Below are 18,102 nucleotides of genomic sequence, written 5' to 3'. Positions count from 1 at the left end.
AGTTAACAGTTAATTTCTAACACATTGAGGAATACCTTCTTTCATCTATTTGTGAAACATAGAACTAATCGATTTTTACCAGAAACACCCCAAAATGCCCCGACGTAGGTTGATATAATTTATCTTCTGTTTTTTGCTTGTGTTCTTTCGTTGTTGAACTATGCAATTATTCCATTTTTCCAAACAGTACTTGAAGGTGCTCTCTTGTGTGTTAGAATGGTTTATGGAAAGAGAGAATATGGAAGTTCAAAAAACATCTTGCTTTCAGAGTGTGTTTGTGGTATAAATTCTCCTGAACTCAATGGGGTTTCAATAATTCCTTAGAGGTATGGAAACCCATCTTCTTAATAGTGTAGTCTGCTACAAGCTCGGTTTCAATAATTCCTTAGAGGTATGGAAACTGTTTTTCGGCTTTCCCATCGCCGGCATCACAAGATGTTTCAATACTTCCTTAGATGTACGAAAAAAATAACCCCCACATGAGTGGGGGAATGTTTTTGTTATAGACTCTCAGATCAAAAGATCACGTAAGTTCCCTTCTTTTTCACAAACTCTACAAATCTTCTGTAAGTTGGATGGACAGAGAGCGTGCTCGAATCTCCCGTTGCTATCAGTTTTCTTTTCGCCCGTGTGAGTGAGACGTTGAGTCTTCTCAGATCTTCGAGGAACCCTATTTCACCGTTTTTGTTTGAACGCACAAATGAGATGATGATGACCTCTTTTTCCCTTCCCTGAAAACCATCCACACTGTGTACTTCTACTTTCGCTTCGATCAACTCCCTTATGAGATTCACCTGATCATCGTAGGGAGTGATGATCCCGATCCAATCCTCCTTCACCCCCATAGAGAGAAGCTTTTCCACAACCTCTTTTACGATTTGTGCTTCTAATGGATTCTCTCTCGAGGGAGAGTCTTTCCTTTGCCTTTCAAATCTGTCAGATCTGTTCTTTGTGTCTATGAAGACCAGAACGTTTTTTGGGGAGAGAACAATAGCCTTTGTTATTTCGGTAAGTGCCGAAAGGTTAGCTTCTTCAGGTATTTCAGGGTCAAAATCTCCAAAGATATTCACTTCATGTATACGAACAACGTTTTTTGGTATTTTGTATCTAACCTCTCGTTTCTTCGAATCGGGGCGGAGGTGATAAATTTCAAATTCAAACTCAGGAAGATTAGAAATAAGAGTTTGAATCCAGCTCGATACTCCCCCTGTAATATAAGGATAGGTACCCTCAGCGATAAGTCCTACTCTCATAATCTTTCAATGCCTCTGGCGGTTGTATTCCCTCTATCACATTCATTTCGTCGAGTTCCAAGTCGGATCGAGCAGCGTACGGTATACATCCATTTCTTTTGGCCTTCTCGTAGTAATCCAGAATCCGGCTTATGTTTTCAAAAGAATCAGAACCGTCATCGACGTAATCAACAGAGAGAATGAATTTTCCCTTTCGATTCAATCTAATGAGGTATTCCAATCTACTCTTTGTCTCGTTTTCTTCAAGAGGGATTGTTTTCAAATAAAACAGGTTCTCAACAGCCCATCCCGAAACAGTCGAGGCAAGCTGGCCATCATCGAAATCGAGAATGTTCTCACCGTTTTGAGGTATTATCAGCATGTCTGGTTTTCTCTCTCTGACGTATTCAGCAATTTCCAGCACGAAATTTATCATTTTTCTGGCAGCACTTCGTCTTGAAATAACACCTTCTTGAGCCCAGTATTCAAAAGAATCGATCCTATCTAAGTAGATTCCCTTGAATCCCTGATCGATGACTCTATCGAGGTATGAAAACACGATTTCTTTCCATTCATTGTACCAGTATTTGACAAAATAGTTCCCTGGCCAAGCAGGATCTTCTTCACCTAACCACTCAGGAGTGTTCGTGTACCAACTTTCTTTCCAGTAAAAGCGATAGTCCTCCGCCTGACCAATGTTGACGTAAGCAACAGGAACAACTCCCGCATCTACCATGATTTTAATCTCTTCAGGTGAATATTCTCCACTTTCACTTCCGTCTTTTGAGTAATCTATAACGGCAATTTCAAAGCCGGATGAAGATATCTCCACGGGATCAGCGTTCTGGAGTTGATAAAGCCAATTGTCAAAAGGCATGAACCATCCCTCTGTTGACATAACCGTTGAGCAGGAGGAAATGAAAAACAATGATACTATAATAATGAACAGAATGTTTTTGAGGTGAGACATATGAGAAAATTCCTCCTTTTGATTCTTGTTCTGCTTGCGTTCCCCTTCTTTTCTAAGACTCTCCTCCTCTACAAAGGTTCTGAAGGAGGCTATGGTTACAATATCCTTTCATGGTTAGCTCCGGAGCCGGAAGTTCTGGGGGAGGATTACGAGTTTGTAGACGTGGAAAAATCACTGCCCGATTTTGAGGACTACGATTTCGTCATTACCTGTTACTATTCTTCCTCGATGCCCGGTGCGAAGAAATATTTGAAAAAACTGGTTGATTTTCTTTTGAATGGAGGCAAGCTGTTCATCATAAACAATCTGGGGGCGTTCGAAGATTCTTCTGGGGACAATCCCTCTCTGAGCGATATAAACACTCTTCTGAACCTTTTGGGTGTGTCTTTCAGATACGGTTGGCGACAGGAGACGGTTTTTAGCTACGAGATCGAAGATGGATATCTCATAAAACTTCCCTCATTTCCCGTTAAAAAAGCATTCGATGGTTTCGAAGTGTTTTCTTCGAATGTCAAAATAGTGTCGTACGCTGTTACGAAGAAAGGAAAGCATCCGGTAATCTTCTACGGACCTTTTGGCGGCATGGCGCTTTTCGATCACGCTTTCAATGAGAACGGTGAACCTGTTGTTGATTTAAGAAAAATTGTCATGGATATTGTCGGCGGTTATCGTGAAAACAAAGTGCTGATGCTCGATGAAAATCATCACATAAGGAAGATGTTTGAGTATGCCCTCTTTGAAGTTGATAGTTCTCGATCTGGTGTTCTTCAAAAATACAGAGCAATCGTGATTCCGGACGTATCCTTTTTGGAAGAAAAGGAAATAAAATCCTACTTAGAGAACGGCGGTGTTGTAATACTGGTGGGAAGTGGAACGCATTACATTCAGGGAGAAGTTGTTCTGGAAAAAGAGAATCTGTACATTCCTCAAGATATCACCGTTGGTGAGAGAAAAGTGGGCTACATCCCAGCACCCGAGAACGCGAAAGCATTCATAACAATTAGCGGGACACCTGTTTCTTGGATGGAGAAGAGGGAAAAGGGTGCTTTCGTCTTTTTCCCTGAGGATCTTTTGGAAAAGTGGTCGAGAGGCATTCTATTCAACGAGTTTCTCGAAGCGTCCGATTTTGTGATATCTCCTATGGTAAACGCTTTTTCCGTCTTTCTTGACGATTTTCCACTTCCTGCATATGGTATCGAATACGATATTTTAGGTACAACCGATGAAATCTTCTATTATAAAATCTGGTGGCGTGATATGAAAGAACTTTGTGAGGATTTTTCTATAAAACCCATCACCGCTCTTGTAACGAGTTACGAGCAGAAGACAGATTACAACGGCTTTTTTGAGTTCCTTGAAAAGGATAGTTCCCTTAAGGTTTTGAAGAACCTCATCGAAGACGAAAGGGTGGATACAGGGATTCATGGTTACAATCATGTGCCACCGAAATCAGAGAATTGGGATTTAGAAGAACTTGGAAAAGCATATAAGTCTTTGAGAATTTTTCTTAGTCAGTTGTCATCAAGTTATGAACCTGTAGCTTTTGTGGCTCCAAACAACGAAATAGATCAGGCGGGGATAGAAGTTCTCAAAAGTGTATTTCCAACGATAAAGGTGATAGGTACGGCGTATTCACTAAAAGACAGTACAGGAGAGTTCACCTTGCTGGATGATGCGTTGATACTCCCAAGAACAACGAGCGGTTGCTACCCTCTTCAGAGACTTCTCATGGAAACGGTGTCTACCCTTTTGAATCTTGGAACCTATCATCACTTTTCTCATCCAGACGATGTCATAAGTCTTGACAGAAATCCAGAAAGGTACAGTTGGAATGAGATGTTTGATCAACTCAGGTCTTTCTTCCGAATCATGAAGGAAAATTATCCCTGGCTTAGAAATATGGATTCAAAGGAACTATACAACACTTTCAAAGATTATTTTGAAAACAAGCCAAGAATTTTGTATCATGACAAAAAAATAGTGATTGTTCTTCCGAGAACAGCTGAACTTCCCCGGTATTTCTTTTTGAAAGCTAAAGGCGATGTGAACGTACATGGTGGGGTGATCCTGTTCAGAGATAAAGATCTTTGCGTGGTGGAGATGAGGGAATACAAAATGGAGATCTCGGAGGTAATAGAGGATGGCAGGTAAGAGCTTTGACCTTCTGTTTTCAAGAAACAACCTTTTTTCGGATGTGCTCGCATTTTTCTATTCGACGTTTGTATACTTTGCACCGTGGTTGGTGGTTTTATTTTACATCATATGGTCGTCCAGGTGGTTCTCACCTTCTCCCTTCTTTCTCAGTGTGTTGAGTTATTCTCTCATCTTTTCAATGATAATCGCTGGTGGTATGTCTTTTCTCATTTCCAGATTTCTAGCAAATTGTATCTATTCAAGGGATCAGAGAAAGATCTATGAGAGCTATATAGGTGCTGTATTACTGGTTTTTTCTGTTTCGCTTGTGATCGGATTGATATTTTTTGCCGTGAACAATCAATATTCTCTGGTTCAAAAGATCCTTGCCTGTTACACTTTTGTTGGCTTTTCGCTTGTCTGGATTTTGATGCAGTTTGCTTCTGTAACGGAGAAAGAATCGCTTGCAGTTTTGGCTTTTGCAGGTGGCATCGTGGTTTCTGTTCTCCTTGCGCGTTTCTGGGACATTTCAATGGAAGAGAAGCTTCTTTTGACACTGGACATTGGAATAGGTCTGATAATCTTCATGCTGAATTTTCTCATTCTTAGCTATTTGAGAAGCTCGATCCGAATAGGATTTGATTTTCTTCTGCTAACAAGAAAGCATCCTCAGCTCCTGTTTATCGGATACTTTTATTATCTTTCGATCTGGATCGACAACTTTATTGCTTGGAAAGTAAAAGGGATTGAAATCGCACCTGGATTTTTCATGTCTCCAGAATACGACATACCGAAGTTCATGGCGAGTCTGTTTTTCATACCGAGTCTGGTGGTGTTCAATCTAAGTATGGAAACTGTCTTTCAAAGAAATTACAAAGGTCTCATGCAATCAATAGTGAGCGATAAACCGATGCGCGTTATAAGTGAGAATCTGAAAAAGCTTTCACTTTCATTGCGACACGCTTTTTCCAATATGTTTGCGCTGAACATGGTAGCGATGATTTCCTGTTTCCTTCTCAGAGATTCTCTCAGATTATGGTTCAACCTTTCTGAAAGTTTCAACAGAATTTTCGTCTGGGATGTTGTTGGAGTTAGTATGAACATAGCCTTTATGTCCCTGCTTGTTGCGTCGCTTCATTTTGAGTATTACGGTATTGCCCTGGAGGGAACTGCTCTTGTTTTGACTTCTAACATGATCCTGTCTGTTTTTTTCATAGAAAATATACCGGGTCTTAGTTTCGCTGTGGCTTTTTCTGGAGGTTTTCTCTACCTTCTTTTGAGGTTCAAGTCGAAAGATTTTCTCTACGAGGTTTACACAAAGCAACCACTCGGCCTGGAAAAAGTAAAGAAAACTTCCTGGAAACCAAAGGAGATGATTCGATGAAACCGAGAAAGAAGAGCTGGTTCGTTGAAGTTCTAATTTCCTATGGTATTGTTTTTCTGTTCGATTATTTATACAAAACCGACGTTTTCAAAGAGTCTTTTTTGAATTTTTACTGGATTCCTCTTCTCATTTTCTGTGTCAGGTACGATCTAGTCGTTCATGTGTTCAGTTCAATTCTTTTCTTCACTTTCATAGTGGTTTCAAAATTTTTGAGTGAGGAAGGTTTGAACTTCTCCAGTGATTTTGCACTCGCAAATTCCATTATGCTCGTTATTTCCACAGTGCTCTCACTGATAAACGAAGTTAGGGTAAAGAACATGGAACGATTATCCCTTGAACTTGCTTACAGAAATGAGGATGTCTCAAGACTGGAAGAAGAAGTTCGAAAACTTAAGAAGCAGATCAATTCGTTGGAACAAAAACTCTTCTACGAATCGACGGGAATCAGTTCCTTGTTGATAGAACTCAGGGAAATTTTTACCGAGGACTTCGAGAAGTTCGCACAGAGGTTTGTGGAAATAGTCTCGGAATACTTCGATGTAAAGAGAATGTATGTGTACAGATACAAGGACGGTTTTTTACGGTTGGCGGCGGGAATTGGAAGACCTGAACTGGGTTTTTCTCTCAAAAAAGGTGTCTCTCTGGTAGTGGATAAAGCGCTACAGGAGGGAGTAGGCAGAATACTGGATGTTGTAGATCAGGTGAAGTCATCGAATGAACCTTGGCTGGCGGTTAGGATAGGTGACGGAGAAAACATCCTCGGGGTAATAACTGTGGAGGAGACCGCAACAGATAACCTGGAGCTCGTGGAAGAATATCTCACGGCGCTTGCCACATGGATCCACATCGTCATGAGAAAACTCGAGTTCGAAAAGTACGAGAAATACAGATTGAAAGATGGAACGTTTCCTGCAGACTTTTACGAAACAGAGAAAAATCGCTTGAAAGTTTTAGAAGCTCAACATGGGATACCATTCATTGAAGTTTGCGTTCGTATAAAAAGGGAGGAGTTGGGAAAACTTCTGAAAATCTTGAGGAGAAACGACCTGGCAACGAAGATGTCTGAAGACGGAGAGTATCTGCTTTTGAAGCTTCTCTTCCCCCTATGCGATGAGATAGGATTCAACATCATAAAAAAGCGCTTGGAGAGTGAGATAAGTGAAGTCGAAATTGTGGATTGTGAATCTCATTAATTTCGCACTAGGAGTTTTAAACATAGGACTTTTGCTTCAAGGGGAGAATCCCTTTTTCATAATGATCCTCTGTTTGAATCTCGTGATAAGTTTCCTCGTGAATAGAGATGTGTCGCAGATAGTGATCGCCATCATGACGTATCCTCTCGGCCTCGTGGTACCTCTCAAAAAGAAAAAGCTCCGCTTCGAGGGGGTGGGAAAACCCCAAAAAGTCGAAAGAATAAACTTGATGAAAAGATCGTTCAAAGAAGCTATTTTCTTCGGTCAGGATGAAGACAAGAAGAGATCGATTTTGAGACTATCTGAAGATGTTGAAAAAGGAAAAGTGCCTCCAGAAAGGTTGATTTCTGCCTCGAAAAGATTGATGAAAAACTCAGGTGTCGATGTTGGACTCTATACGACTGAAAGTATTGAGAGAGTGGAAAAATCTTTCGAAAAAGAGGAAGAGATTCTTTTAAATATCGAAAATCTCGATGATAAAAGTGAGGAACTCTACGAGAGAGTATGGGATTATCTGGAAGCGGATTTTGTGTCGGGCAAATTGAAAGAATACTACAGATTTCTGCTGCTGGACCGCTTGAAGTTGCTGGGCAAGGACGAAAGATACTTCATCATGAAATATAGAGTAGAACGGAACCTGGAAGTGCTTTGGGAAGGATTGAAACAAACGAGATCTCCACTGATTTACAGAACACTTCTATTCGAACTTCTAAAACGAAGAAATTACCCTGAGCTCAGACAGTTGAAACTGTTTTTTTCGAAGTCAGAGAAAGATAAAGATTCCGGTACTTCTCAATCATAGTTTCCACTCTGTACTTCTGGACCACCTTTTTTGCGTTTTTCGAGAAAGTATCTCTCAATTCTTTATCCTCATATAGTTTTATGATAGCCTTTGACATTGAAAGATGATCTTTTGGAGGGACGACTATACCGCACTGTCCGTCTTTGTCGTAGATTATGTCTCTGCATGCTCCCACATCAGTGGCAACGATGGGAACGCCTGCTGCCATCGCCTCGAGTATCACAAGTGGTTGTCCTTCCGAAACACTGCTTAAAAGAAGAAGATCAAACTTGGGGTAGTACTCCTTCACGTTTTGAGGACCTAGAAATTCAACGGTATCTTCTAGTCGAAGAACCCTGACAAGTCTTTTACATTCGGCAAGATAATCTTCCGCGTCGACCGGTCCTATTATCAAAAATGTCAGTTTTTCTCCAACCACTTCCTTGACAATACTGATAGCTCTTATGGCGGTTTTAAGATCTTTTATTCTGGCAACGCGTCCCACAAATCCCACCACGAATCCTTCGTGTTTCTCTGGAGGAAGATCGTATTCTTCCACGTTTATTCCGTTTGGTATGATGAACATTTTTTCCGGATCAGCACCGAGCTCGAGTTGATAAATCTGGTTTTTTCTGTAAAGAGTGGTGAGAGCGTCAGAAACTCTATAGGCGATCATGCTTATAATTCGAAAAAGTTCGATCCACATGGGTTTATAAGCATCTGGTACCCAGGTGGAGAGGATTATCTCTCTTTCTCGCTCTTTGTGATAAATACCGTGCTCTGTTATCACAAGAGGAACGTCATGAACAAATTTTCCGTTCATACCTACCAAGGAAGCGTATCCTGTGCTTGGAACGTGGAACAAATCACATCTGTTTGGTACAAACTGGAGAACATTAACCACAGGAAGGAAAAGGTTCATTATCATCCAATAGAATTCGGTAAGACCTCTTTCCGAGAAGAATTCTTCGTATATTTTCAACAAAATGTTCCAGAATCCCTTCGTTTTCAGCATTTTTCGAACGTTTTTCCCCGCGTTTTCCCTGATGAAGTCTATTGCGAAAGAGACGATTGAACGTATATCTCTTTCAATAGAAAGTTGTGAAACTATTCTTTCAAGAGACTCTAAATTTGCTTTTTGTGAACTGTCAGATTCAAAATCACCAAATATATTCAGCTCGTGTACAGCTGTCACATTTTCTGGGATCTTGTACTTGATTGTCTGTGGTTCTGTGACAGCTTTCAGATGGTATATTTCAAACTCAAATTCTGGAAGATTTGTCAACAGCGTGTGAACCCAGTTTGAAACCCCGCCTGTTACGTAAGGATACGTTCCTTCCAGAATAAGTCCAATCTTCATAGGTGCCACCCCTTGATGAACTCATCGATTTCATTATACCTGCAAAAAGGCAGGGAAATCCCCTGCCTTCGTTTTTGCTGTTGATATTTCAACTTATCCTTGCTCTTTCGAAGCTTTCCATCGCGAGGATGAGCCCCACCAGCATCAAGATTGAGAGAATTCCCCAGTCGAGGCCGAAAGAGAACTTCATCACTTTTTCTCCCACCAGGTACCCTCTCGAGGCGTCCACCGCGTAGGTGAGAGGATTTATATAGGCAAGAGCCTTCATCCAGTTTGGCATGGAATCGATAGGATACATTGCACCGCTCAGAAAGACCAGAGGCATCATCAGAGTCATCATGATCATCTGGAATCCCTCAGTGCTTTCCATCTTCAAAGCAAGTGCAATACCAAAGCTTGCAATGGTAACTGACATGAGAAATCCAACGGCGAGAGCGGGAAGTAGTCCGGATATTTTCAGACTTTCTGCGAGGAAGTAGTTGAAGACGAGGATTATAAGGCCCTGTAAAACGGTAACGATCGCGTCTCCAACGATTCTACCTGTGATGCTGAGTCTTCGTGAAGAGGGAGCCACCAGAACCTCTTTGAAGAAGCCAAACTGTTTGTCCCAGATCAAACTCACACCGCTGATAAAACTCATGTTGAAAACTGTCATGGCGAAGATACCAGGTGCAAGGTAAGTCAGGTAATCCACTCCACCAAACATCATTTTCGCCCAGGGATTATCGAAAACTTTGCTCCATCCCAGCCCGAAGAAGATGATCCATATCAGAGGGTTTATTATCATTCCAATGACTCTCGAGCGTGATCTCAAGAATCTCATGAACTGCCTGTAGATCATCGTCACAAAGGCTGCCATGCTATTACCTCCTCATCCTCATTCTCATTCTTGCCATGGTTTTGAAAGAGTTCTCCGGTCCTTCCTCTCTGAGCTCCCTTCCTGTGAGATGGAGGAAAACATCGTTGAGCGTGGGTTTATGATAGGTGATTTCTTCTATTTTCAAACCCTTCTGCTGTGCCAGTTCGAAAATCTTTGGTATCGCCCTTCCAGAATCTTCCACATTCAGCTCCAGCCTTCCATCGGGGAGTTTTCTACACGACTCTATGAAGTCGCCTTCGAGACATTCAACGGCTTCAGAGAATCTCACGTAGATAATCTCTTTTCCGACCATTCTCTTCAACTCGGTTGGAGTTCCGAGTGCTATGATTTTCCCGTGATCTATGATCGCCACTCTGTCAGCAAGCTGTTCTGCCTCGTCCATGTAATGGGTGGTGAGAAAGATTGTCATGTTGTGTTCTTTTTTCATTTTCGAGATGTATTCCCACATATGCGCTCTTGTGTGTGGATCGAGACCAATAGTGGGTTCGTCGAGAAAGAGAACTTCTGGTTCATGTATCAAGGAGCGAGCTATTTCGAGTCTTCTTGCCATGCCACCACTGAACGTTTTGACCGGTTTGTCTTTGAACTCCAGAAGTTCCACGAACTCGAGAAGTTCAAGGATTCTCTTTTTGAGTTTTTCTCCACCGTAGCCGTATATTTTTCCGTGTATGTACATGTTTTCATACGCGGTGAGCTCTCTGTCCAGTGATTGATCCTGAAAGACTATACCGATTTTTCTTCTAACCTCTCGAGGTTCTTTCAGCACGTCATGACCGGCAACCCATGCCTTTCCACTCGTCGGTTTTAGAAGCGTGGTGAGCATGTGAATGGTGGTGGTTTTTCCCGCACCGTTTGGACCAAGAAAAGCGAAGATTTCTCCTTTCTTCACTGAGAAGCTGACTCCTTTGACCGCTTCGAAATCTCCGAACTTTTTCACCAGATTTTCCACGACGATAATGTCTTCCATCTCTGACACCTCCATAGAGTCAAAAGATATATCGATAGATATATCCTCTGGGATTATAAAATAATATGCATGGATGTGTCAATCAGTTTGAACTTGAAGACAGAGAAAAGGATCTATTAATTTGGAGGGGAAAACATGGAGAGAGTACGGGATTTTTTCGTTCTTCTCTTTTGCGTTTTACTTTTTATTTACGAATTCCTTGCTTTGAACGTGAGAATAATGTTCAGATCGATAAAGAAGAAAAGAAGCCGGGAGACAACCCCCGGCTTCAAATTCCCAGTTCTTTGAAAATCTTCTCCACGAGTTCTATTCCAACTCTTCTTTGAGCTTCTGCTGTGGAAGCACCTATGTGGGGAGTGGCGACAACGTTGTCCAAGCTCAAAAGTTTCCTTCTGATTTCATCTGTTGGTGGTTCCACTTCGAAGACGTCGAGCCCTGCAGCGTAGACTTTTCCACTCACAACTTCTTCGTACAGGGCTTCTTCGTCGATTGTTCCTCCACGGGCCGTGTTTACTATGATGACACCGTCTTTCATCTTCGCGATACTCTCTCTGTTTATGATATGCCTGGTTGATTCTGTGAGAGGCACATGCAGGGAAATGAAGTCGCTTTCTTTGAAAAGAGTGTCCAGATCCACGTATTCAACAGGTAGATCTGTTTCAGGTTTCGCGGGATCGTAAGCGATGATTTTCATTCCAAAGGCAAGGGCTCTTTTTGCCACTTCCTGTCCGATGTTTCCAAATCCGATGAGTCCCAGTGTTTTTCCAAGAAGTTCTTTGCCCTTGAGTGCTTTTTTTTCCCATTTTCCTTCTTTGAGAGATACAGTAGCTCTTGCTATGTGGCGAGCACAAGCAAGCATCAAACCCATCGCGAGTTCTGCCACGGATGGAGCGCTGGCACCTGGTGTGTTGAGCACTTTTATTCCTTTTTCCTTGGCTTTTTGAACGTCTATGTTGTCCAGCCCGATGCCTGCCCTGGCGATGATCTTCAGATTTTTCCCGGCCTCTATGATGTCGGCTGTGACTTTAGTGGCGCTTCTGACGACAAGAACATCGACTTCCGGTATGATCTTCATCAATTCGTCTTTTTCTAGGTGTTCCGATGTGACTTCGAGTTCCTCTTTGTTCATAAGAAGCTGTGTTGCCTCTTTATCGAGAGGATCGTTCACGTGCACTCTGTATCTCGCCATCTCCATCACTCCCCAATGAATTCTTTAGCGAAGACAGCTTCGGCTGCCTTAACACCGACTCCGAGTTCGAACTCATAACCGAGTTCCTTCAAGGTTAATTCAAGAGCGGAAATGGCAGTTATGGTGTCGAAAGGTGACATGTATCCGAGGTGTGCTATCCTGAATATTTTTCCCTTGAGTTTAGCCTGTCCACCGGCGATGGTCACACCGTACTTGTCTCTCATGATCTTGGGAATCTGTTTTCCATCGATGCCCTCAGGCACTTTCACGGCTGTTACAACGTTTCCCGGTCTTTTCGAGAGGAGTTCCAGTCCAAGTGCTTTCACCGCTGCTCTTGTTGCGTCTCCCAGTATTCTGTGCCTTTCCCATACGTTTTCTATGCCTTCCTCTTTTATCATCTGAAGAGCCTTTCTCAACATGTATATCATGTTTACTGCGGGGGTGTAAGGATTGTCGGGGTAAGATTTCCTGTAGGCCCTCAGATCGAAGTAGTACCTTGGAGATCTGGATTTTTCCACGAGCCCCCACGCTTTGTCGTTGAGAGAGATGAGCGCCAGTCCTGGAGGTAACATCAAACCCTTCTGTGAACCTGTGACAACGAGATCCACACCCCATTCATCCATCTTCAGTGGTTCTGCTCCAAGAGCGCTGACAGCGTCTGTCACAAGAACAACGTCTTTTTCCTTCGTGACTCTGGCAATTCCTTCGAGGTCTATGACTGTACCCGTCGATGTTTCACTGTAGGTGGTGAAGACGACCTTCGCATCGGGGTTTTTGTTGAGAGCCTCTTCGATCTGTTCAGGTGTGACCGCGTCTCCCCATTCGAGGGCGATTTCTACGATATCAGCACCGTAAGCCTGACAGAGCTCTCTCCATCTTTCACCGAACTTTCCAGCCACAACCACGATCACTTTGTCTCCAGGGCTCACAAGATTCGCCACCGCCGCTTCCATAGCGCCAGTTCCTGTGGAAGCAAAGGCGTACACGTTGTGTTTTGTCTGAAAGATGTACTTTGCACTTTCGAGGGTCTCTTCCATTATGGAAACAAACTGAGGTGTTCTGTGGTGTATTGTTTCCTTCGCTCCTTCTGTTAAAATATCGTTTGGGACTGGTGTTGGTCCAGGTGCCATTATGTAGTGTTTCTTAAGAAACTTTCCCATGGAACTCCCCCTTTCCAGGATGGTGGTGCTTGTTATTTTTTTAACTAATTATACTACCAGAATTTTTACAGACGGATGAAGCATATTTATCAAAAGGAACGAGAAAGCAAAAAATCTGTTTGCTATAATCTTGAGAGGTGTTGGGAATATTATACAACGACCATTGATGGTGTAAACACAAATTTCAACAGGGAGGGGATAGGCATGGTTAATCCGTTCATAAAAGAAGCGAAGGAAAAGATGAAGAGAACGCTGGAGAAAATCGAGGATGAACTGAGAAAAATGAGAACAGGGAAGCCCTCTCCAGCCATTCTTGAGGAGATCAAGGTAGATTACTATGGTGTTCCAACTCCTGTGAATCAGCTCGCCACGATCTCCATTTCTGAAGAAAGAACCCTTGTCATAAAACCCTGGGATAAAAGTGTTCTCTCCCTCATAGAAAAAGCGATAAACGCGTCCGATCTTGGTTTGAACCCCATAAACGATGGAAACGTGATCAGGCTTGTCTTTCCTTCTCCAACCACTGAGCAGAGGGAAAAGTGGGTTAAAAAGGCGAAGGAGATCGTCGAAGAGGGGAAGATCGCCATCAGAAACATCAGAAGAGAGATTTTGAAGAAGATAAAAGAAGATCAGAAAGAGGGTCTCATTCCAGAAGATGATGCTAAAAGGCTGGAAAACGAAATACAGAAGCTAACAGACGAGTTCATCGAAAAGCTGGACGAGGTGTTCGAAATCAAAAAAGAGGAGATCATGGAATTTTGAGGATACCACAGCACGTTGCGATCATAATGGATGGAAACGGCAGATGGGCGAAAAAGCGAGGTCTTCCCAGAATAAAAGGGCACCAGCGAGGTGCAGAGGTGCTCCACAACACCGTGAAATGGTCTTTGGAACTGGGGATAAAGTATCTCACAGCTTTTTCCTTCTCCACAGAGAACTGGAAAAGACCGAAGGAAGAAGTGGAGTTTCTCATGGATCTTTTCGTTCAGATGATAGATCGTGAGATGGAGCTCCTCAGAAGAGAAAGAGTCAGAGTGAGAATTCTTGGAAGAAAAGAAGGTCTTCCAGAGAAGGTGCTTAAGAAGTGGCAGGAAGTGGAGGAAAAAACGAAAGAGTTCGACCGAATGACACTCATTATCGCGTTCAACTACGGAGGTAGAAGGGAGATCCTCGACGCGGTAGAATTTATCTTAAAGGATGTATCTCATGGGAAGAAAATAGAACTCACTGAGGAGACCTTTCGTCAATATCTGTATCTACCAGATGTTCCGGATCCAGATCTGATAATAAGAACCTCAGGTGAGATGAGACTCAGTAATTTCCTTCTCTGGCAGTCCGCGTATTCCGAGCTTTATTTCTTCAAAAAACTGTGGCCAGATTTCACGAAGAGGGATTTTCTGAGGGCTATTGAGAGTTATTCAAAAAGGGAAAGACGATTCGGGGGTCTGATCAATGGATGATTTGAAAACCAGAGTCATAACCGCGAGTGTCGTAGCACCTTTCGTTGTTCTGTGTTTCGTGAGTTACGAAAGTCTAATAGGACTCGTCTCTGCTATCCTCATTCTGGCCGGCTACGAACTCATCACACTTGAAATGAAAGAGCGTGATGCACGATTTTTCTATGTGATACTCCTTGCTCTGTATCCCGTCCTCTACGGTCTTGTTTTTGAGGAACCCACGCAGCCGCTGTCGATCCTCTTCATAACTGGAGTGGTTTTCTCTCTGATAACAGACAAAGATCCTTCGCAGGTGTTCAAGACAGTCGCTGCCTTTTCGATCGCTCTCATCTACGTTACCTTCTTCCTCAGTTTCTTTCTTCCGATTTATCGGGATTTTGGTGCCGCGAACGCTCTTCTCGTTCTCACCTCCACCTGGGTGTTTGATTCCTTCGCATACTTCACGGGTTTGAAATTTGGAAGAACGAGGATCTCTCCTCGATACAGTCCAAGAAAGAGCCTTGAGGGAGTGATAGGAGGATTCCTGGGTGTTGTCATCTACACCTTTTTGTATCGACTCGTTGTGAATGATCTGCTCTCTGTGAACGTGATAAGTTTCAGAACGTTCCTTCCTTTCGCCGCAACGGTCGCGATTATGGACACCTTTGGTGATATTTTTGAATCGGCTTTGAAAAGACACTACGGTGTCAAAGATTCTGGGAAAACCCTTCCGGGTCACGGAGGGATGCTTGACAGAATAGATGGACTGCTCTTTGTTGCTCCTGTCAGCTACATCGTGTTCAAAATCTTAGAAGGAGTGGTGCGATGAGATACATGACTTCTGAAGAGATCAGAGAAGCCTTTTTGAAATTCTTTGAGAAAAAGGGACACAAGATACTACCGAGCGCTTCTCTCATACCGGACGATCCTCAGCTTCTCTTCACCGTAGCCGGTATGGTTCCTTTCAAACCTATTTTCTGGGGCAAAGTCGAGCCTGTTTACACGAGGGTGGCTACCTGTCAGAAGTGTTTGAGAACCGTTGATATAGAGAACGTGGGAAAGACTCCAAGGCATCATACGTTCTTTGAAATGCTCGGTAATTTCTCCTTTGGAGACTATTTCAAAGAAGAAGCCATAGAGTGGGCCTGGGAGTTCCTCACCCAGGTGCTTGGGGTCCCCGAAGAAAAACTGTGGGTCTCCGTCTACGAGGAAGACGAAGAGGCCTTCAGAATCTGGAACGAAAAGATAGGTCTTCCCGAGAAGAGAATTTTGAGAATGGGAAAAGAGGACAATTTCTGGGGGCCGGCTGGGCCAACAGGGCCATGTGGTCCCGATACGGAGATCTTTTACGATACAGGGTATTCGAAGGGCTGTCCTGAGGGCGAAGGGTGTACTCCTGCCAATTCTGAAGGACGATTCGTGGAGATATGGAACCTTGTTTTCACCGAGTATTACCAGGACGAAGAAGGAAAGCTCCATCCTCTTCCGAGAAAGAACATAGATACGGGAGCTGGTCTTGAAAGGTTTTGTGCGATGATGCAGGGAGTTTACAGCAATTTCGACACAGATCTGTTCCAGCCGATAATAAAACGCATAGAGGAACTGACAGGTGTTGGCTACAAAACAGATGAAGAAAAAGATGTTTCCATCAGGGTCATAGCCGATCACATAAGGGCCATCACCTTTTTGATCAGTGAAGGTGTTTTCCCTTCCAACGAGGGAAGAGGGTACGTTCTCAGAAGAATCATAAGGCGTGCGATGAGGCATGGAATACTCCTCGGTATGAGTGAACCGTTCCTCTACAGGATCGTTGATGCCGTGGTGGAGAAGATGGGAAAAGTTTACCCGGAGATCGTTCGTGGTGAAGGTATGGTGAAAGAAGTTCTTTCAGCGGAAGAAAACAGATTTCTAAAGACTCTCGAGCAGGGAATGAAAGTCTTTGACGAGATCGTCGAGAAGAAGGGAAAAATAGATTCCGAAGACGCGTTCAGACTCTACGATACATACGGACTTCCACTGGAGCTCACCCTTGAAATCGCAAAGGAGAAAGGTGTGGAAGTCGATGTGCAAGAGTTCAACAAATACATGGAAGAACAACAGCGAAAGTCAAGAGCTGCTATGGGCGATGTGGAATTTGCCAGGAGGTACGAGTACCTTGAAAAACTCCCCAAAGATTTCCGAACCGAATTCACTGGGTACGAAAAACTCGAAGATGAGGGCGAGGTCGTTCTCGTAGCCAGGGACGACGAAACGGTGGAAGAAGCATCAGAAGGCACAGTTGAGGTGGTTTTTTCAAGAACTCCGTTCTACGCGGAGAAGGGTGGGCAGGTATCCGACACGGGGATGGTGGAATGGAGAGATGGAAAAGCACTTGTGGAATACGTCTTTGAAGCTTCAGAAGGTGTGATCGTCCACAGAATAAAGATACTGGATGGTACTCTAAGAAGAGGACAGAAAGTGATTCTCAGAGTGGATAAGAAGAGAAGAGAGGCCACAATGAGAAATCACACGGCAACCCATCTGCTTCACGCGGCTTTGAAGAAAGTTCTGGGAGACCACGTGAGGCAGGCTGGGTCCTTGGTTGCACCCGACAGATTGAGATTCGATTTCACACATTTCAAAGGTCTTTCGAGTGCAGAAATAGAACAGGTGGAGGATCTGGTGAACGAATGGATCATGGAAGCGATTCCGGTCGAGGTGAGATACACGAGCTACGAAGAAGCGGTAAAGTCCGGAGTTGTTGCGCTTTTCACGGAAAAATACGGAGACGTGGTCAGGGTCGTCGAGGTTCCCGGTGTGAGTAAAGAACTCTGTGGCGGAACGCACGTGAAAAACACAGGGCAGATAGGTCTGTTCAAGATCATCTCGGAGGAATCCGTTTCGTCAGGTGTGCGAAGAATCGAAGCGGTCACCGGCTTCAGTGCTCTGGAACTTCTGAGAAACCAGAAAAAGCTGATCGATCAGCTGAAAGAAATCCTCGGGGCAAGGGAAGACGAGCTCACGGACAGGGTCCTGAGCTTGAGAGAAAAGGTGAAGGAACTCGAAAAGAAACTCTCTCAGGGAAGGATTTCCGAAGAAAGGATAGCCATGAAACAGCTGGAAGATGGTGTAAAGGTCTTCCACGGTGTCTTCGAAGGCGTCGAGGCAAAACACCTCGGAGGAATAGCAGATAACGTTTTGAAAAAAGAAGGGGAAGGCATTGTTATTCTCTTCAGTAAGTTCGAAAACAAGGTTTCCCTCGTTGTGAAGGTTTCTGAGAATCTTCTTGGCAAGTACGATGCCTCCTCTATAGCACGAAACATAGCGAAGGAACTCGGTGGGAACGGAGGAGGCCGAAAGAATTTTGCCCAAGCGGGTGGAAGACATCCGGAGAGGATAAAAGACGTTCTGGAACGTCTCGAAGAGTTTCTGAGGTGA

16 protein-coding genes are annotated in these 18,102 nt (G+C 43.6%); 9 read left to right on the top strand and 7 right to left on the bottom strand.

Annotated elements, in window-relative coordinates:
- Positions 1-515: 515 nt before the first annotated feature.
- Positions 516-1,253 carry an AAA domain-containing protein gene (locus TM_RS07160; RefSeq protein ID WP_004081644.1) on the bottom strand — a complete coding sequence of 246 codons (738 nt, stop codon included), beginning with the start codon at positions 1,251-1,253 and terminating at the stop codon, positions 516-518.
- Complete coding sequence (locus TM_RS07155) at positions 1,231-2,202, bottom strand: MJ1477/TM1410 family putative glycoside hydrolase (protein WP_004081643.1); 972 nt, start codon at positions 2,200-2,202, stop codon at positions 1,231-1,233. The genes TM_RS07160 and TM_RS07155 overlap by 23 nt, the downstream gene beginning before the upstream one ends.
- Here TM_RS07155 and TM_RS07150 point away from each other — a divergent pair, their 5' ends adjacent.
- Genes TM_RS07150 through TM_RS07135 form a run of 4 tightly spaced genes read left to right on the top strand, consistent with a single transcriptional unit; the run spans position 2,203 to position 7,714 of the window.
- Positions 2,203-4,353: a DUF2194 domain-containing protein gene (locus TM_RS07150; protein WP_004081642.1), complete on the top strand. Its 2,151-nt coding sequence runs from the start codon at positions 2,203-2,205 to the stop codon at positions 4,351-4,353.
- Complete coding sequence (gene pelG, locus TM_RS07145; protein WP_004081639.1) at positions 4,343-5,719, top strand: exopolysaccharide Pel transporter PelG; 1,377 nt, start codon at positions 4,343-4,345, stop codon at positions 5,717-5,719. Before TM_RS07150 ends, pelG begins: the two co-directional genes overlap by 11 nt.
- Positions 5,716-6,912 (top strand): histidine kinase, encoded by a 1,197-nt coding sequence (locus TM_RS07140; RefSeq protein WP_004081637.1) that lies wholly within the window; start codon positions 5,716-5,718, stop codon positions 6,910-6,912. Before pelG ends, TM_RS07140 begins: the two co-directional genes overlap by 4 nt.
- Complete coding sequence (locus TM_RS07135) at positions 6,878-7,714, top strand: hypothetical protein (RefSeq protein ID WP_004081635.1); 837 nt, start codon at positions 6,878-6,880, stop codon at positions 7,712-7,714. Before TM_RS07140 ends, TM_RS07135 begins: the two co-directional genes overlap by 35 nt.
- Here TM_RS07135 and pelF read toward each other — a convergent pair.
- The 3 genes from pelF to TM_RS07120 all read right to left on the bottom strand — a co-directional run bounded on the left by pelF (position 7,647) and on the right by TM_RS07120 (position 10,900).
- Positions 7,647-9,053, bottom strand: a complete 1,407-nt coding sequence (gene pelF / locus TM_RS07130) for a GT4 family glycosyltransferase PelF (protein ID WP_004081634.1) — start codon at positions 9,051-9,053, stop codon at positions 7,647-7,649. The genes TM_RS07135 and pelF overlap by 68 nt on opposite strands.
- Before the next feature lie 88 nt (positions 9,054-9,141).
- Complete coding sequence (locus TM_RS07125) at positions 9,142-9,912, bottom strand: ABC transporter permease (protein WP_004081633.1); 771 nt, start codon at positions 9,910-9,912, stop codon at positions 9,142-9,144.
- 4 nt (positions 9,913-9,916) lie between these two features.
- Entirely contained in the window at positions 9,917-10,900 is a 984-nt protein-coding gene (locus TM_RS07120) for an ATP-binding cassette domain-containing protein (RefSeq protein WP_004081632.1), read from the bottom strand.
- A gap of 135 nt (positions 10,901-11,035) precedes the next feature.
- Here TM_RS07120 and TM_RS09570 point away from each other — a divergent pair, with 135 nt between their 5' ends.
- Positions 11,036-11,188, top strand: a complete 153-nt coding sequence (locus TM_RS09570) for a hypothetical protein (RefSeq protein ID WP_004081631.1) — start codon at positions 11,036-11,038, stop codon at positions 11,186-11,188.
- On the opposite strand, the gene TM_RS07115 is transcribed toward TM_RS09570, so the two are convergent.
- Both TM_RS07115 and TM_RS07110 read right to left on the bottom strand, forming a co-directional pair.
- A complete protein-coding gene (locus TM_RS07115) occupies positions 11,169-12,089 on the bottom strand; it encodes a hydroxypyruvate reductase (protein ID WP_004081620.1) in 921 nt (306 codons plus the stop codon). The genes TM_RS09570 and TM_RS07115 overlap by 20 nt on opposite strands.
- A gap of 5 nt (positions 12,090-12,094) precedes the next feature.
- Positions 12,095-13,249: a serine-pyruvate aminotransferase gene (locus tag TM_RS07110; protein ID WP_004081619.1), complete on the bottom strand. Its 1,155-nt coding sequence runs from the start codon at positions 13,247-13,249 to the stop codon at positions 12,095-12,097.
- Positions 13,250-13,453: 204 nt separating this feature from the next.
- Between TM_RS07110 and frr the strand changes: the two genes are divergently transcribed.
- Genes frr through alaS form a run of 4 tightly spaced genes read left to right on the top strand, consistent with a single transcriptional unit; the run spans position 13,454 to position 18,102 of the window.
- Positions 13,454-14,011, top strand: a complete 558-nt coding sequence (frr, locus tag TM_RS07105) for a ribosome recycling factor (protein WP_004081616.1) — start codon at positions 13,454-13,456, stop codon at positions 14,009-14,011.
- Positions 14,008-14,709 carry an isoprenyl transferase gene (locus TM_RS07100; protein ID WP_004081614.1) on the top strand — a complete coding sequence of 234 codons (702 nt, stop codon included), beginning with the start codon at positions 14,008-14,010 and terminating at the stop codon, positions 14,707-14,709. Before frr ends, TM_RS07100 begins: the two co-directional genes overlap by 4 nt.
- Positions 14,702-15,514: a phosphatidate cytidylyltransferase gene (gene cdsA, locus TM_RS07095; protein ID WP_004081613.1), complete on the top strand. Its 813-nt coding sequence runs from the start codon at positions 14,702-14,704 to the stop codon at positions 15,512-15,514. Before TM_RS07100 ends, cdsA begins: the two co-directional genes overlap by 8 nt.
- Positions 15,511-18,102 (top strand): alanine--tRNA ligase, encoded by a 2,592-nt coding sequence (alaS, locus tag TM_RS07090; protein ID WP_004081612.1) that lies wholly within the window; start codon positions 15,511-15,513, stop codon positions 18,100-18,102. The genes cdsA and alaS overlap by 4 nt, the downstream gene beginning before the upstream one ends.

The organism is Thermotoga maritima MSB8, assembly GCF_000008545.1.
GTDB lineage: Bacteria > Thermotogota > Thermotogae > Thermotogales > Thermotogaceae > Thermotoga > Thermotoga maritima.
The sequence above is the reverse complement of the archived record's forward strand: the minus strand, read 5'-3'. Positions and strand labels throughout refer to the sequence as shown.

Coding starts and splice junctions, on each gene's coding strand:
- TM_RS07160 (WP_004081644.1), bottom strand. CDS start 1,253: ATGAGAGTAGGACTTATCGCTGAGGGTACCTATCCTTATATTACAGGG.
- TM_RS07155 (WP_004081643.1), bottom strand. CDS start 2,202: ATGTCTCACCTCAAAAACATTCTGTTCATTATTATAGTATCATTGTTT.
- TM_RS07150 (WP_004081642.1), top strand. CDS start 2,203: ATGAGAAAATTCCTCCTTTTGATTCTTGTTCTGCTTGCGTTCCCCTTC.
- pelG (WP_004081639.1), top strand. CDS start 4,343: ATGGCAGGTAAGAGCTTTGACCTTCTGTTTTCAAGAAACAACCTTTTT.
- TM_RS07140 (WP_004081637.1), top strand. CDS start 5,716: ATGAAACCGAGAAAGAAGAGCTGGTTCGTTGAAGTTCTAATTTCCTAT.
- pelF (WP_004081634.1), bottom strand. CDS start 9,053: ATGAAGATTGGACTTATTCTGGAAGGAACGTATCCTTACGTAACAGGC.
- TM_RS07125 (WP_004081633.1), bottom strand. CDS start 9,912: ATGGCAGCCTTTGTGACGATGATCTACAGGCAGTTCATGAGATTCTTG.
- TM_RS07120 (WP_004081632.1), bottom strand. CDS start 10,900: ATGGAAGACATTATCGTCGTGGAAAATCTGGTGAAAAAGTTCGGAGAT.
- TM_RS09570 (WP_004081631.1), top strand. CDS start 11,036: ATGGAGAGAGTACGGGATTTTTTCGTTCTTCTCTTTTGCGTTTTACTT.
- TM_RS07115 (WP_004081620.1), bottom strand. CDS start 12,089: ATGGCGAGATACAGAGTGCACGTGAACGATCCTCTCGATAAAGAGGCA.
- TM_RS07110 (WP_004081619.1), bottom strand. CDS start 13,249: ATGGGAAAGTTTCTTAAGAAACACTACATAATGGCACCTGGACCAACA.
- frr (WP_004081616.1), top strand. CDS start 13,454: ATGGTTAATCCGTTCATAAAAGAAGCGAAGGAAAAGATGAAGAGAACG.
- cdsA (WP_004081613.1), top strand. CDS start 14,702: ATGGATGATTTGAAAACCAGAGTCATAACCGCGAGTGTCGTAGCACCT.
- alaS (WP_004081612.1), top strand. CDS start 15,511: ATGAGATACATGACTTCTGAAGAGATCAGAGAAGCCTTTTTGAAATTC.